Here is a 14,734-nt window from a genome sequence, read left to right on the forward strand (position 1 = left end):
GCAGGCTGAGCAGATGCTTATCGCGCAGCAACAGAGTCAGGCGGTGATGCAGGCGCAGCTGGCATCGCTCGAAGCCAAGAACCTGTCGCTCCAGCAGCAGATGCTTAGCCGGGAAGATACCCGGCGGGCTGACCAGATCCGGGGCGAGGCCACGCTCGAGCCGGTGCCGAGATAAGCAGCAGAGAGACGGCTTGTTTGTTTGACCGCACACGAATGGCGGGTCGACGGCGACTCCTCAGATTTGCATGTTCAGCAAGCGCTATCAGATGGTGACTTCATCTTTCGTGCGCAGATAGAGCCCACGTGGAAGCGAAGCAGTAATTAGGGTTGACGTTGCGGCGGCATGAGGTCCGCCAGCATCAGCACGAATAGGGTAAAGAGGCAGGCCGCGCCGCGCCCTCCGCTTAGCGACAATTCTTCCTGTGCCTACTTTCAGACAAGGAACTCGGTGAGGACCAGGACGATGACGATCCAACGCCCTTAAAGAAGCGGCATCAGCTGGCCAGGAACGCGTCGACTGATGCCACGAAGGCCGCCGGATCGTCGACCCAGGGGAAGTGGCCGCATTCCGGCTGCGTCACCAGCTCTACGTTGTCGAACAGAGTGGCGAGCTGCCGTACCGCTGCGACGGTCGGCCAGATGTCGTACTCACCAGCAAGAAGCAGGGTCGGTGCGCTAAGTTCCGCCAGGCGCGCGGGCAGCGTCGGGTCGGGTTGGTACTCCTCGTAGAACCCGTCGGTGGCGGCCTGCGCGAACTGGACCGGCTCGGCCGCTGCCTGCGCCTGAGCCGCCGAATTCCAGCGGCCGTACAACAATGGCGCCGCCTGCCAGCGGTACCGCTCAAGCTCTTCCCGGCTCTTCGCCTCGGCATGCAGCGCCGTCACCGCGGCATGGTGCCACGGCTCGTGCGCCCGCCGGGCGAGCACGCTGTCAACCTCGATGTCCGACTGCAACCCGACCACCCGCAGTGACGGGGCGACCAGCACCAGATGGTTCAGCCGTTCCGGATGCCGGGCGGCATAGAGCAGGCAGGTCCCGCCGCTGGCGGAATGCCCGAGCAGGTCAACGCTGTCGAAGCCCAGGTGTTGCCGTAGTGCCTCGACGTCGTCAACCAAGCGGTCGACACGATAGGTGGCCGGGTCAGCGGGGACGCTCGAGGCGCCAGTGCCCCGGTTGTCCAGCAGGATCAGGGTGCGACAGCTGCTGAGCCCACCCAGCTCTCCCAAATACTCCACCGCCTGCCCAGGGCCACCAGGGATGCAGATCAGCGGAGGACCGGAGCCGACTGACCGATAAGCCAGCTCGGTGCCGTCATAGGAGCGAAAGCTTTCCACGGAGGAGATTCTGTCATGAAGTCGCCGTCCCATGGGGACAGTCTGGACCTTGTCCCCCCATCGTCACAGCGGGTTGAGCGTCATCAGCACTTCGTCTCTCGTGTCGTCGGGTGCCAAGCGCAGCTTGTTCGGCCATCGGCCGATTTTGCGCCACCCGAGCCGACAATAGAAGTCCTCCAGCCCCATCCGACCCCGGGCGGCCAGGTGGAGTTGCTCCAGCCCGAGTTCGTCACGGGCGACGCAGCGCAGTTCGCGCATCAAGGCCACACCGATCCCCCGGCCGCGATAACCAGGACGGCTCTGTAGGTGGTGGACGCTTCCCCAATGACGGATCAAGGGGCTCGGGTCGCGACGGAGCAGCACCCATCCGGTGAGCGCACCCTTGCAGGAGGCGATCAATAGCCGGCCACGCTGTGGCTGGAGTTCAGCAAGTATGGCGTCGGTGGCCGCCGCGACCTCGACGGCCGTCACCGGCGGGAATGGGAAGCCAGCGGCCCCACCCGCGTTGGTCACTTCCACCCAGCAGTCGATTAGGTCCTGCCTGAGCATCGGCGGGACATCCTGCCGCCGCCGAAAGTCGGTAAAGCCGAGTTCCTGGTGTTCGATCACTCCGGCACTGTTCCAGATCGCTACGCTGCCGCCAGTCCCTCGACGGCCTCAGTCGCCGCATCTTCGGCACCTCTGCATGAGCGCGTCGACCACCAGAGGCACCGCCTCGGCCATCCCGTCGGCCTTCGTCCGCGCATCTGTGGAGTGGGTAGGGCCTGCGGACCCCGGCTTCACCCTCCGGACCCACACGCACCTGCTGCCGACGAGCGAGGACCGCACCCGAGGAGCCATCGACAAGGCGCTGGGCGAGCACCAAAAGGACGACGACCCTTCGGAGCCCGTAGACGGCGGGGAACGACACGATCTTGCCTAAAGACCCCTCTGAACGACTTGCGACGCAGGTCAGGGAGCATGCCGGTGCTACTTACAGCGGTATTGATCCAGTACCGGGCACATCCGGTCGAATCGGGTGACTGCGCCGCCGAGCTGGTGCCGCCTAGGGGCTGGCTCAAGGCGGCGGGAACACCACGACCCCGATCTTTGCCTTGACGGCGGTAACGGCCCTGACCTTTGCCTACGTCGCCCGACAGGACCGAGTTGGACACTCAGCGTTCTATCGACGAAGCTGTCGGCTATGCCTCGGACGTGGTCTGGTTCACACTTCCAGGCCTGGTTGACCAGGCCACCGGAGCCTGGTGCATGAGCCGACATTGGGACTTCTACGAGGCGCCCGGCGGGGGTGATCCTGTGCGCCGCGAGATCCTTAAAGCCAGGCTCACGAAGGCGGAGATCGCCAAGCTCCAAACGATCATGGACCGGGTTGCCGAAGGGCGCACCCGACCTGGCGACGTCAAACCGCTGCGCGATGGGGTACTCGAGGTGCGCATACGGGTAGGCGAACGGCAGTTGAGGTTGGCCTACGGCGAGGGGGCGAGCAACCTGGTATTACTGGCGCTCCACTTCTTCCAGAAGCAGCGCCAGAACGAGAGTCGCCACGTCGACATCGCGGTAGATCGTTTCCGTGACTGGAAGTCACGACACGACAAGTAGTGTCATTATCGCTTCCAGGCGATACGCTGGGGCGGCAACCAAGGGGAGCCAAGACATGGGAAACGAACTTTTCGGTCTACTCGGCCTAGATTCGGACAATCCTCACATTCAAGCAGCCCTGGAAGACGCCCGAGACGTCGAACGCCTGATCGACACACTCGTCGGTCTGCGGGTTCGTCAAGGCCTTACCCAGGCGGACGTGGCCAGCGAGATGGAGACAACTCAGTCGGCCGTCTCGAAATTCGAACGAGCTGGTGGGGATCCAAGAATCTCCACCGTCCAACGCTACGCGAGGGCGTCGGGCGGCCGAGTGCGACTGATAGTAGAGGTTTCTGGCCTTGCCGCATCCTGGAAGGCGAGCTACCACATACCAGCATCCGTCGACAGCGAAAGTGACGAGATGGAAACTCCCGCCGAATTGCGCCCCGTGATCGAACTTTCTTCATGACCTCAAAAACTGTCACCACCGCCGCAGAGTTCACCTCGCTTCTCAGCCTCGAGAACGTGCGCGTTTACGAGGTGTCAGCACGGCGACGTGACGGCTTTGACATGAAAGAGATATCAGTCGACGGTGACTCCTCAGATTTGCATGTCCAGCAGGCACTATCAAACGGTGAGTTCATCTTCCGTGCGCAGATAGAGCTACGCGGAAACAAAGCATTGATCAAGGTCGACGTTGCGGCGATATTCGACCTGACTACACCAGTGAACAAGCCACCAGATCAAGTTCTTGACGACTTTGCTCACGAGGCCGGCCTCCCGACTATAATGCCGTACCTCCGGGTACATGTACAGCAAGCAGCGAGACTGATAGGCGTGCCTGCTCCATTACTCAAGCATTACTGGGGCAATGAGTTACGGCAACTTTAGATCCGCTAGTTCATCCTCGAACCTAGCGTCCACGCCATGCACGTTCCGCCCACCGGCCACGGTGGTTGCGGTAGCGGCCAGGGACCAGAAATTGAGGTCGATTGAACCAATATATCGTGGCGACTGAGACCACCGACAGCAATATGAGGGCTACCAACACATTCTGGACAACGTCGATCAGATTCGTCGACAGGCTGGCGGTGGGCTCGATCCAGGTTGTCCCCATGAATGCCGCCCCGAGGGTAAACGCCAAGGCAATTGCAGCTACGCTTCTACCCTCGTGTCCACCCGCGAAGTAATTCTTCCAATTGAACCACGATGCGAGGGCGACGAACCATGACCCGGCTGCGATTAAAAGCCCAAGGGTAAGAGCGAGACTAGAGGCACGGTAGGTAGTTGCCGTGTCAGCGATCACGGTCACGCTTCCTCCGTTTCATGCGGACCAGCAGTTCGGAGGACTAGAACCATGAGCCAATCCTTCTCCCGATTCCCATCGCGCCACCTACGTACGCGCCTGCCCAGGCGCCAGCCGCTCCTCCGCCTACACCAGCAACGGCCACAGTTACTGCGTCAGCTTTAGACGCCCGCCATTGTAGCGCTCATCACTATATGTGAAGACGCCGTCAACAATCATCATGGCCCCGCTGGACCCGCGCTTCGCCGTGGAGGCCCTGGCTCCGTAGCCAGGGCCTCCGACGAGTCACATGCCGCGAACGAGATGGAAACGGGGGATGCCGTCCCCACCGAGGGTGCTGTCGACCACGACCTGTGCGAATTTCTCCGGCGCCTGCGTGCTGGCGTACGCGTCCTCGGCCGGCATCCACTCATCGACCCACTGCGCCCGGGCCTCCGGACCGTCACGGTCCAGACCGCGGCGAAGTCGCACAGCCGGATCAGCACGGCAGTAGATGGTGTACGAGTAGGCCTGCCGCAGTTCCGTCGCAAGGCAGAACACACCTTCAACGATCACCGGGGCTTCGGCGGGGACGTCTATCCAGTCCGCCAGCGCAGCGGTGTCCCAGTCATACCGTTGATAGTGCAGCGCTTCACCGGCCGCCGCGGGTGTCACGACCTGCCGGTCCAGGCGGGGCAGGTCGAACAGCGGTCCGACCGCATCCCCCCGGCTGCCGTGCTGTTCCGGCGGAAGATAGAAGTCGTCCACGTGCACGATCGCCGCACCGACGAGTACCTCGCCGAGCTGAGCCGCGAGGGTGCTCTTGCCCGAGCCCCCCGGTCCGTCGATGCCCACCAGCACCCTGGGGCGCCCGCGTGCCGCGCCGGCCACGACGCGAGCCAACTCCTCCACATCGAGCATCGCTGTGTCCCTCATGACTGCACCTTCGCGGCGAGCCGCCGGTCGCCGACCCCTCTACTGGCAACGCCTCACCCAGCTACCAACAGCCACCTAACCAGCAGATCCCAGCACCTACCAGCAGAAAGGCCGCGTTCCCGAGGACCGGAGACCTCGCGCGTCCACAGCGACACGTGGTGATTCACCGCCTGGAAGCCCCGGACAAAACGGTCAAGCCGAAACGGTCAGGCAGGGAGCATAACCCTCTGACGGATCGAGGTCAGAGCGACTCGGGCAGGTTGAACGAGGCGAAGACCTCGGGGGAGAAGGCGGTGATCTCGGCGATCATGCCGTCCTCGATTCGGAAGACATTGAGCACCTGCGGACGGTAGACCGACTCCCCGGGACGACACACATAGCCGGCGACGGCCGGTTGCCCGTTGGCGTGCGCCGGCAGGGCTCGCCACGTTCCGAAGAACGCCGGCGAGGCCGGATCGAACTGTGCGACGAGACCTGCGACGAAGACATCCCGGCCAACGATCCAGAACGGGTCCGGTGGCATCGTTACCCGCACGTCCTCGCGGAGCAACTTCGCGAAGTTCTCGGCGTCGGCGTTCTCCAGCGTCTCGATGCAGCGCCGCACGAGGGCTCGCTCGGCCGCTGCCGGATCCGCCGCAGGGCCCCAGTCGCTCGGCCGAGGGGGCAGGCGGTCCTTCAGCGTCGCCCGTGCGCGTTGCAGTGCGCTGTTGGCGGACGCGACGCTGATGTCCAGCATCGCGGCGGCCTCCGTGGCGGGCCAATCGAGGACGTCCCGCAGGATCAGCACCGCCCGCTGCTGCGGGGGTAGGTGCTGAACCGCCACGAGGAAGGCGAGCTCGATCGTCTCTCGCGCCATGATCTGAGAATCGGGCTGCCGCTCGGCCGGCGCGACGGGTTCAAGCAGGTGGCCGGGGAAGGGCTGCAGCCAGGGAACCTCGTCCGTCGGAGGCGGCGGAGTGGACGGTCCGGCGCCCAGGGCTGGCTGGCGGTACGGAACTGGTGTGCGGGCATTGCGTCGGAGGAAGTCGAGGCAGACGTTGGTGGCGATGCGGTAGAGCCATGCTCGGACGCTGGAGCGTCCCTCGAACGTCTCACGTTTGCGCCACGCCCGAAGGTAGGTTTCCTGGACCAGGTCCTCGGCGTCCTCGAACGACCCCAGCATGCGGTAGCAGTGGACGTGCAACTCACGTCGATGCCTCTCGACGAGTGCCGCGAAGTCGTCTTCGTCGTCGAGGATGGCGGTGGACCGCTCTGCGCCGGGCTGTGACGCGTCTGCACCAAGGGTCGCCATCTGTCCCTCTTTCTCCATGGGAGAATAAATATACGCGGCACGCTATCCGGCGGGTGGGACCTCGACGCCGACCCCGCTCTACGCCAGCGTTTCATCCCACCGATCCCCCACCAACCAGGTGGACGGATGGCCGATCTTTGCACGATCGCTTCCGAAACCGATGAGTTGCCGGCGGCGCCGACGTCATAAGTGACGTGGCAGGTGCGCCAGTCGGTCAACGGGCGCGACCGTCGCGGCACCACGCTATTCGGTGGGCTGCGGCCGTGGCCCGCGTCAAGTGGTGCACCCGGCACCGGCCCGATCTCGTGATCGCGCCGGTGCCACGCCATAGCCCATCCGCATTGCTAGAAGCCAAGGAGCGATCATGTCTGAGAACGAGCAGCAGATGCCCCCGCCGCCGCAGCCGGACCCGGCGCTGCGGCGCCTGGACTTCCTCGTGGGCACCTGGAAGCTCAGCGGCAAGACCGAGGCCGGCCCCATGGGCCCACCGGCCGAACTGTCGGGCACCGAGACCTTCGAGTGGCTGGAGGGCGGCTTCTTCCTCGTCCACCGGTGGAACTGCGCCATCGACATGGGGCCGGCGGGCAAGATGCCGGACGTCGGGTACGAGTTCTTCGACTTCGACCCGGAGACCCAGAAGTTCCGGTCGCACTACTTCAGCAGCTTCGGGCCGTACAACGAGCAGCAGAGTCACTACATCGGCGGGTTCGAGGACGACAAGCTCGTCCTGGTCGGCCCGGCGAAGTACGTCCGCAAGCTCAACGAGGACGGCTCCATCAGCTACGACTGCGACTTCCCGCTGCCGGACGGCAATTGGGTTCCGTTCATGCACGCCACCCTCACGAAGGTGTCCTGACCCACCTTGACGTGACGGGCACCGCGCGATCAGTCACACCCCCCAGAACGATCGCGCGGTGCCCGCCGGGTGCGGCCCCTGGAATCCCAGCCGAGCCGCCCGGCCGGGTTCGAAGCCCCTGTCGGCCATCTGGGGGGTGATACCTGACATCGGGGACCGGGCATGCTTAAGCCCTCCAGCCCGTCAGCGCCGGAGGGCTTAAGTGCTTGCGTGTCAGCGCCGGGCGTGCTCTACGAACGCCTGCCACGCCGCCGGACCGAACACCAGCGCCGGCCCGGTTGGGTCCTTGCTGTCCCGGACGCCCTCTGCGTAGGCCCGCGTTTGTAACAGGCCAGGGATCAACTCGACCTCGTACTGTCGGATCGTTTCCGCGCTGTCCTCCAGTGACACGTACAACCCGAAGAACTGAGGTAGCCCCGTCTCCGTGTAGTCATGCCACCAGCGAGCGACTGCCGCCAGGCAGCGTGCCCGTGCCGGAGTGCGCCAAGCGTCCGTTAGGCGTCCTCAGTCTTGAGCTTGCCGTTTACGTAGGGCTGGGCTGGCCGCTCGAAGCAGGCCCCCGACACTCGCGAGGAAATCGTGCGGACATGGCGGAATCCCTGCCTGCGGTAGTAGTCGTGTAGCCGCATGTTGGTTGTCCAGGCGTCCAATCGTAGCCACGTCAGGCCGGCGTCATAGGCCCGACCGCCTGCCCAGTCCAGCATTTCGCCGCCCAGGTGGTTGCCCGAGTGGATCAGCGGGATCATCATTTTCGCGGCATACAGCGCGTCGGCGGGGTCGTCCTCCGGATACCACAGCGCCTCGGGGTCTCGATCCGGCTTCCACAGTCCGTCCACGTCAACGTACGCGGTCAGGGTGACCGTGGCAATGGGGGTGTCACCATCCCGGACCATCCATGTCTGTCCGGCTGAAACGGTTGATGCCACGCCGGACCGTGGCAGGGGGATCGACCACTGCTCCTCACCTCGTTCGGCGAGCCATGCCACGCGTTCGCGTCGCCAGCTCATGATGACGTCGACATCGCTCATCCGCGCAGGAGTGATGATCATTTGTGTGCTTCTTCTGGGCGGAAGCGCGCGATGATGTCGGCGTCGCCATGGGTACTGACGATCCGGTTCCGGTCGCCAGCGAACGGGGTGACGGACACACGTATTGGCCGGTCAGCGGTGTATCCGGTGCGGATGTAGTGCAGCACCGGCGTGCCAGGTTGTAGCCGTAGCAGCGTGGCCTCCTCCGGCGTGGGCATCCGCGCGGCGTACTCGTCGTAGTAGGCCACCTGCGGGTATCCGAGCTCGGACAGCAGTCTGGTGGTGCCCTGCGGGATGTCCCGGGGTGACAACAACTCCGGCACCTGTTCGGCAAGGTCCATGGGGTAGTAGGTGTCCTGCACCGAGGATGGCTCGCCGTTGACGTACCGGACGCATCGGCGCAGTGCTGCGGCGGACTCAGGTTCCACCTGGAGGCGCCTGGCCACGTCCGCGGGCAGGACCTCGATCGTTAGCCGGAACTCTTGCCTGGCCTCGTATCCCTGTTGCTCCACCTCCGAGCGCCACGCGTCCGTCTCGGCCCATGGGCTGGGCATCTCCGCACGGTGCGCGTGGAAGGTCAGCGTGATCTTCTCGCGGACCCGCATACCGCCGGTGCGTCCCGGCATCCGCTCGATCAGCCCTTCATTGATGAGCAGTGCGGTGGCGTCACGGGCCGTGTTACGCGAAACGCCGTACTGCTCTTGAAGTTGAGCCTCGGTCGGGAGCCAATCGCCCACCTCAAGATTTCCGGAGACGATGCGTGCTCGGAGGGCATCTGCGATCTGACGGTACTTGGGTTGCGCCACGCTCCCACCCTCCTGGTTTGGTCCCAACCAATCTAACCGAGTGGGACGAATGGGCTTGACTGCGCTCCAGCACGCTGGAATGGTTGGTATGAAACCAACGTTACGCGTTGTCGGGTGACTATCACCGAGGGAGCAGGCATGAACGGTGAGGGTAGGCAGGTCACGCCGACCAACCTTCAGGCGGGAGAACTCTCCCGGGAGATGGAAGGCGTGAACCGCGTACTCGCCAACACCGCTGTCTTGCTGGCTGGTCTTGACCAGGCCGACAGCGCGCGGGATCTGAGAAATCTGGCGTACTCCCCGTTGCGCACCGCAGTCGAGCAGGCTGTTGATTCGGCCGCTCGTGTGACGGAGTTCTTGCGGGCGCAAGCCCGGATGTAGACCGGGCTCAGGTTCGTTCCACCCCTCCGCGAAGCGACAGCCCACGCCCATCAGTCCGGATGCGCTGTCGGACCGCCCACCTCATTGGAACCGGAGGGGTGATCCCTCCAACACCATCAAGGAGACTCAATGCGAATTCGCTGGTTCCGCCGTCGAAGGGGTAACCCGCCGGCGCTGGCGCGCTGCGCTAACACATCTCGCAGCCCTGCGTTGGCGCAGCGCGCTAGGCCGGTCAATCTGCCGGCGTGGATGACCCAGCCCACCGTCGCCACCCCCCAGGTAGGCCGCGTCGGCTGGCTCACCCCGGCCCAGCAGTGGCGAGCCAACGGAGGCCGCTGGTGACCGCGCACCAGCCGCCCGTCCAGAGCGCCGACAGGCGAGACTGAGGAGACGTCGATGGTTGTCGCTGCTATTGCCGTCGTCGTTGGGCTCGCCGTTGGGGTGATCCTGGGCCTGGTGACCAAGAGCCGCTCGGGCAGTTGGTGCCCCCGCTGTGGTGACCTCAAGCGCTGCCTACGTGACCACGACACGCGTGGGAGCCGGCGGTGGTGAGAAGGGCACACGACCCCATGCGCCCGCTGTGGCGGTGCCGGGCCTGCGGCGCCGACTGGCCCTGCCAGCCCGCGCGGCTCGCGTTGCTGGCCGAGTATCGCGGCCGGAGGTCAGCCCTCCTGGCCCACCAAGGCAAGCTCCTCGCCGAGGCATCTGATCAGCTATCCCAGCTCAACGGCACCAGGCCCGACCTCAGAGAAAGGTTTGTGCACTGGTGCTGGCGAGCGGAACCCGAACACCCTACTTCCAGCGGAAGTGCACGAAGACCCGGCCGAAGTTCTTCGAGTCCTTCTCCACCCGGTGGTAGAGCACCTTGACGTCCTTCTGATCAAGGAACCGCAGCACCCGCTTCTTGAGCTGGCCGGACCCCTTACCTGGAATGATCTCCACCAGGGTGGCCTTCTTCGCCACCGCCTCGTCGATGATTCCGCGCAGGGCCCGGTCGATGTCGGTGCCCCGGTTGTAGATGTCGTGCAGGTCCAGCTTCAGCTTCACCGCCGGGCCTCCGCCGGGTCGATTCCGTTGCCAGCACCATCGTAGGTGTCGGGGCGGGCGAAGAGCCGCCCGGTAAGGGTCAGCGACCGACCCGGGCCTGCACCCGGCGCAGCGCCGCCTGGTAGTCGGCGTTGCCGTGGTGCATCGCCGCCGCGATCCGCAGATGCCGCAGCGCGTCCACCGGTCGATTCAGCCGCTCCAGCGTCCGACCCAACACGTGGTGGGCGTAGTGGTCACTCGGGTCCCGATCAACCAGCTCGCGTAGCTGCTCCTCGGCGCGGCTGAGCTGCGCCGAGGAGAAGTACGCCCGGGCCAGCAGTTGACGAACGGCGGTGTTGCCGGGCTCGGCCGCGAGGATGGGCTCGAGCAACCGAGCCGCTTCGGACGGGTCACCAGCTTCGAAGCAGCGGGTCGCCCGTCGGTACTCGGCCAGCAGATCCATCCGCCCCACCCCTCATGTCGTGTCGGCACCGGCACCGGCACGGTGGGCGCGCTGCACCGGCGGCGGCAGCCAGCCGGCCTACCGGTTGAGAATAGGTTCACCGGCCCGAGGGCGGGAACCCGAAGCGACCCACGGCCGGATTCAGCGCGCCGAAACCGGGGGCATACCGGGCGGGTTTCCGGGTAACGGGCGGCCGGAGGTGTGCCATGGTCGCGCTGACAGTGAACCCGCCCTCAGCCCAACGGCTGCGGGCGGCTGACGAGTTCCTCGCCGATGCCTGGGCAGACCAGGCGCGGCACGACAGCCGGCTGCGGGATCTCGCCGTCGGGGTGGAATTCGACCGGGGAGTAGCCCACCTGACCGGAGAGGTCGATGAGCCGGAGGACCTACGTCTGGTGCGGGACCAGGTCGGCCGGCTCGCCGGGGTCCTGGCCATCTGGGCCCGGGTCCGGGTCGGGGACCGGGACCCGGTCGTGGTGGACCTGGGCTGCGGGGGGACCAAGCAGTGGCCGGACAACCTGGGCCTGGACATCTTTCCGGCGGTCGGGGTGGACGCGGTAGCCGACCTGTCGCGCACCCTGCCGCTGGCCGACAACTCGGTGGACGTCTTCTTCGCCGTCCACATCCTGGAGCACCTGATCGACTTCCTACCGTTGGTGGACGAGGCGCACCGGGTGCTCCGACCCGGTGGCGTCCTGCACGTGATGAGCCCCTGGTGGGGGCATGTCAACGCGGTCGCCGACCCCACCCACGTACGGCTGCTCGACATCCAGACCATCAAGGGCATCTGCCTCCAACGCCCGCCGGACGCGCCGCGCTGGTACCCCCTGCACGCCGGCTGCGACGGGGCCAGCGTCTTCGCCGACCTGACCCTCCTACCGCCCGGTGCGCCCGCCCCCACCCAGGCCCACCTGGCCCGCTTCTTCGCCTGACCTCAGTCGGGCTCGGGACCGACAGCTCAGTCGGGCTCGGGACCGACCCGGGTGGGATCCGGCGTGCTCGGGGCGTGCAGTGGCCGCTCCAAGGGGCTGGTGAGCGCGGATGGGGCGACCCCAGCGGCGAAACGGGTCGAATCAGCGGCCAGGTCCGGGTGTTCGACGCCGAGGGCAACCGCCGCCGCCTCCCGAATGCCCAACCCCGCGCCCTCGCCGTACGTCCGGTCGAAGCTGACATCGCCGAGCTCCGCGCGCACCTGCGCCTGCCACCGCGCAAGGTAGTCGCCGTTGATGCCCGGCGCCGCGCCCAGGGCGGCCCCCCGCGCCTGTGCCGCGCCGAAGAGACGGGCGGCGGTCAACGGATCACCACCCGCGGCACAGCGCACCGCGATCGCCTGCATGGTGTCACAGGCACGGCGGTGGAAACCGTGCGCCATCCGGGACCGCAGCGAGGCCAACAGATGCTCGTGCGCGGCGATCAGGTCGCCCCGGGCGAGCGCCACCAGGCCGAGCAGCATGTCCACCGTCCGGCGGCCCCGTTCCACCGGGCGTCCCGCCTCAACCGGGCGGGCCGCGCCGAGCAGCTCCGCCGCCTCGTCCAAGGCACCCCGACGCCACAGCAACTCCGCCAGGCTGAGGACGGCGAAGAGGGCGTCCTCCACCACGTCCTGCCGCTGCGCCCAATCGATGACCTCCCGGCACACCTGTTCCGCCTCGGCGAACTGCCCCAGGTCAACCAGGGGAGCCGCCCGGCTGGCCAGCACCCGGGCCAGCAGTCCGGCGTCGCCGGCCCGGCGGGCCACCGTCTCCGCCCGCTGCGACAGGCGCAGCTCCGCGCCGAAGTCGCCGGCCGCCCCCGCGTGCAAGGAATGCGTGTGATGCGCCGCCGCCAGCTCCGGGTCCGGGATGCGCTCATCGGTCTCGACGCTCCGGTCGTACAGCCGGGACAACCAGAGTCGGCCCTTCCCGGCCAGGCCCCGCTCCCGCCACCACTGGTCCATCCCGACGACGAGCGCGAGCCCCGCCCGGGCGCTACCGCCCGTCGCGCACCAACGAAGCGCCGCTCGCAGCTCCCCGGCGAGTGGGTCGAACGCGTGCAGCGAGAGCGTTACCGGCCGGCCGTCCGGCCCCAAGCCCAACCGCTGTAGCGCGTGTGCGGACCAGGCCACGTGTCGATTCCGCGCCGCCTGCTCCTCACCCGCCGACACCAACCGGCCAGCCGCGTAGGCGCGAATCGGGTCGAGCAACCGATAGGTGCTGCCACCGCCCTCCGGCTCGGCCAACACCATCGACTTCTCCACCAGCACCGACAGCGGATCGAGCTGGTCGCCGTCCAACAGCCACTCCACCGCTGCCAGATCCACCGGCCCGGCGAACACCGCCAGCCAGCGCAGCAGCCGGGCCGCCCCCGGGCCCAGCTGCTGGTACGACCAGCGGAGGTTCGCCCGCATGCTGTAATGCCGCACGACCAGCCCGGCCTCGGAATCACCCCGGCCGGCGTCGAGGGCACCCAGAACGTCGTCGAGCCGGTCGGCGAGCTGCCCGACCGAGAGCACCCGCAGCCGGGCAGCGGCCAGTTCGATGGCGAGCGGCAGGCCATCCAACCGCCGTACGACCCGACGCAGGTCCACCCACTCCGCCGGGTCGGGCCGCCGGCCACCCCGCGCCGCCGTGGCGCGGTCGAGCAGCAGGGCAACCGCGTCGCTCTCCGCTCCGGCCACCGGTGGGTCGACCGAGAGTGGAGGAATGCGCCACACCACCTCGCCGGGAAGTCCGAACGACTCCCGGCTGGTCGCGAGCACCCGCACCCCCACCCCACCGGCGAGCAGCTGGGAGATCACCTGGGCGGACGCCGACAGCTGGGCGTCCCCGGTGTCCAGCAGCATCAGCATCCGGCGGGCAGCGGCGTACTCCACCAGGGTGTCCACCATCGAACGGCCCGGCTCCGGACGGAGACCGAGCCCGGCGGCGACCGCGTACGCCACCAGCCCCGGCTCTGCCACCGTGGCGAGGTCAACGAACCAGACACCGTCCGGATGGGACTCGACCAGGTCGGCGGCGAGCTCCACCGCCAGCCGGGTCTTGCCGGAGCCCCCCGCGCCGACCACCGTGACCAGGCGGTAGCTCTCCACCAACCGGCGCAGCTCGGCCCACTCGGCCTGCCGGCCAACGAACGAGGTGATCGGGGTGGGCAGGTTGTGCGCCACCGCGTCCGCGGTACGCGGACGCGGGAACTGCCGCTCCAGACCGTTGGCGGACAGCTGGAAGAGTCGTTCCCGGTCGTCGAAGCCACGCAGTCGGTGCAGGCCCAGGTCGAGTAGGGAGGCGCCGCCGGGCAACGGATGGGCGTGCCGTGCGGTCGCCGCCGAGCAGAGCACCTGTCCACCGTGCGCGGCGGCGGCGATCCGAGCGGCCCGGTGCACCTCCGCACTCACGTACTCGCCGTCGCGGGGCTCCGCCCACCCGGTGTGCAGCCCCATCCGCACCCGTGGGGTGGCATCCGGGGTTGGCCAGTCGTGGCTGGTCAGGGCGCGTTGGGCAGCCAGGCAGGCGGTCAGCGCGGCGGACGCGTCGGCAAAGGCCAGGAAGAACGAGTCGCCCTCGGTGAGCAACTCCGCCCCCTTGGTGGCGACGATGGTCCGGCGCAGCAGGCGCCGGTGTTCCCGCAGCACTGGCCGGTAGTCCGGCCCGAGCAGTTGGGCCAGCCGGGTGGAGCCCTCAATGTCGGTAAAGACGAAGGTCACCCACCCGGTCGGGAGGTGGATCCGTGGCGACATGCGTGGAACCTCCGCCCAGGACGTCTGGTTCATGCTGC

At 67.0% G+C, this 14,734-nt stretch carries 17 protein-coding genes and 1 pseudogene; 8 read left to right on the forward strand and 10 right to left on the reverse strand.

Going from position 1 to position 14,734, the window contains the following annotated elements:
* The first annotated feature begins 13 nt into the window (after window positions 1-13).
* On the forward strand, window positions 14-175 hold the full coding sequence (locus T398_RS16510; RefSeq protein WP_496447975.1) for a hypothetical protein: 162 nt from the start codon (window positions 14-16) through the stop codon (window positions 173-175).
* Between the two features lie 319 nt (window positions 176-494).
* Here T398_RS16510 and T398_RS16515 read toward each other — a convergent pair whose 3' ends face one another.
* Both T398_RS16515 and T398_RS16520 read right to left on the reverse strand, forming a co-directional pair.
* A complete protein-coding gene (locus T398_RS16515; protein WP_496447977.1) occupies window positions 495-1,334 on the reverse strand; it encodes an alpha/beta fold hydrolase in 840 nt (279 codons plus the stop codon).
* Window positions 1,335-1,397: 63 nt separating this feature from the next.
* Window positions 1,398-1,943, reverse strand: coding sequence for a GNAT family N-acetyltransferase (locus tag T398_RS16520; RefSeq protein WP_496447979.1), 546 nt, complete (start codon window positions 1,941-1,943; stop codon window positions 1,398-1,400).
* Window positions 1,944-2,480: 537 nt separating this feature from the next.
* On the opposite strand from T398_RS16520, the gene T398_RS16525 reads away from it, so the two are divergent.
* Genes T398_RS16525 through T398_RS16535 form a run of 3 tightly spaced genes read left to right on the forward strand, consistent with a single transcriptional unit; the run spans window position 2,481 to window position 3,803 of the window.
* Window positions 2,481-2,933 carry a hypothetical protein gene (locus T398_RS16525; protein WP_496447981.1) on the forward strand — a complete coding sequence of 151 codons (453 nt, stop codon included), beginning with the start codon at window positions 2,481-2,483 and terminating at the stop codon, window positions 2,931-2,933.
* Window positions 2,934-2,988: 55 nt separating this feature from the next.
* Window positions 2,989-3,381 (forward strand): helix-turn-helix domain-containing protein, encoded by a 393-nt coding sequence (locus tag T398_RS16530; RefSeq protein WP_491639600.1) that lies wholly within the window; start codon window positions 2,989-2,991, stop codon window positions 3,379-3,381.
* A complete protein-coding gene (locus T398_RS16535; RefSeq protein WP_496447983.1) occupies window positions 3,378-3,803 on the forward strand; it encodes a hypothetical protein in 426 nt (141 codons plus the stop codon). Before T398_RS16530 ends, T398_RS16535 begins: the two co-directional genes overlap by 4 nt.
* 700 nt (window positions 3,804-4,503) lie before the next feature.
* On the opposite strand, the gene T398_RS16540 is transcribed toward T398_RS16535, so the two are convergent.
* Window positions 4,504-5,133, reverse strand: coding sequence for a uridine kinase family protein (locus tag T398_RS16540; protein ID WP_496447985.1), 630 nt, complete (start codon window positions 5,131-5,133; stop codon window positions 4,504-4,506).
* 241 nt (window positions 5,134-5,374) lie between these two features.
* A complete protein-coding gene (locus T398_RS16545) occupies window positions 5,375-6,424 on the reverse strand; it encodes an RNA polymerase subunit sigma-70 (protein ID WP_496447987.1) in 1,050 nt (349 codons plus the stop codon).
* Window positions 6,425-6,788: 364 nt separating this feature from the next.
* Between T398_RS16545 and T398_RS16550 the strand changes: the two genes are divergently transcribed.
* Window positions 6,789-7,280, forward strand: a complete 492-nt coding sequence (locus tag T398_RS16550) for a DUF1579 family protein (protein ID WP_496447988.1) — start codon at window positions 6,789-6,791, stop codon at window positions 7,278-7,280.
* A gap of 213 nt (window positions 7,281-7,493) precedes the next feature.
* On the opposite strand, the gene T398_RS16555 is transcribed toward T398_RS16550, so the two are convergent.
* From T398_RS16555 to T398_RS16565, 3 genes are all read right to left on the reverse strand, one after another.
* Window positions 7,494-7,670 (reverse strand): DUF397 domain-containing protein, encoded by a 177-nt coding sequence (locus T398_RS16555; RefSeq protein ID WP_496447989.1) that lies wholly within the window; start codon window positions 7,668-7,670, stop codon window positions 7,494-7,496.
* A 104-nt stretch (window positions 7,671-7,774) separates the two neighbouring features.
* Entirely contained in the window at window positions 7,775-8,329 is a 555-nt protein-coding gene (locus T398_RS16560; RefSeq protein ID WP_496447990.1) for a GCN5 family acetyltransferase, read from the reverse strand.
* Window positions 8,326-9,114, reverse strand: coding sequence for a GntR family transcriptional regulator (locus T398_RS16565; protein ID WP_496447992.1), 789 nt, complete (start codon window positions 9,112-9,114; stop codon window positions 8,326-8,328). The genes T398_RS16560 and T398_RS16565 overlap by 4 nt, the downstream gene beginning before the upstream one ends.
* A gap of 114 nt (window positions 9,115-9,228) precedes the next feature.
* Between T398_RS16565 and T398_RS16570 the strand changes: the two genes are divergently transcribed.
* Window positions 9,229-9,495 (forward strand): hypothetical protein, encoded by a 267-nt coding sequence (locus tag T398_RS16570; protein ID WP_026275732.1) that lies wholly within the window; start codon window positions 9,229-9,231, stop codon window positions 9,493-9,495.
* Between the two features lie 569 nt (window positions 9,496-10,064).
* Window positions 10,065-10,292: pseudogene (locus tag T398_RS16575) on the forward strand (flavin reductase); the annotation flags it as partial.
* Here the strand turns inward: T398_RS16575 and T398_RS16580 are convergent.
* Both T398_RS16580 and T398_RS16585 read right to left on the reverse strand, forming a co-directional pair.
* Window positions 10,288-10,542 carry a Smr/MutS family protein gene (locus T398_RS16580; protein WP_496447994.1) on the reverse strand — a complete coding sequence of 85 codons (255 nt, stop codon included), beginning with the start codon at window positions 10,540-10,542 and terminating at the stop codon, window positions 10,288-10,290. The pseudogene T398_RS16575 and the gene T398_RS16580 overlap by 5 nt on opposite strands.
* A 79-nt stretch (window positions 10,543-10,621) precedes the next feature.
* A complete protein-coding gene (locus tag T398_RS16585) occupies window positions 10,622-10,984 on the reverse strand; it encodes a tetratricopeptide repeat protein (RefSeq protein ID WP_018811550.1) in 363 nt (120 codons plus the stop codon).
* Between the two features lie 206 nt (window positions 10,985-11,190).
* On the opposite strand from T398_RS16585, the gene T398_RS16590 reads away from it, so the two are divergent.
* Window positions 11,191-11,916: a methyltransferase domain-containing protein gene (locus tag T398_RS16590; RefSeq protein WP_496447997.1), complete on the forward strand. Its 726-nt coding sequence runs from the start codon at window positions 11,191-11,193 to the stop codon at window positions 11,914-11,916.
* Window positions 11,917-11,942: 26 nt separating this feature from the next.
* Here T398_RS16590 and T398_RS16595 read toward each other — a convergent pair whose 3' ends face one another.
* Window positions 11,943-14,729 (reverse strand): ATP-binding protein, encoded by a 2,787-nt coding sequence (locus T398_RS16595; protein WP_496447998.1) that lies wholly within the window; start codon window positions 14,727-14,729, stop codon window positions 11,943-11,945.
* Window positions 14,730-14,734 lie beyond the last annotated feature (5 nt).

Source organism: Salinispora goodfellowii, assembly GCF_059570675.1.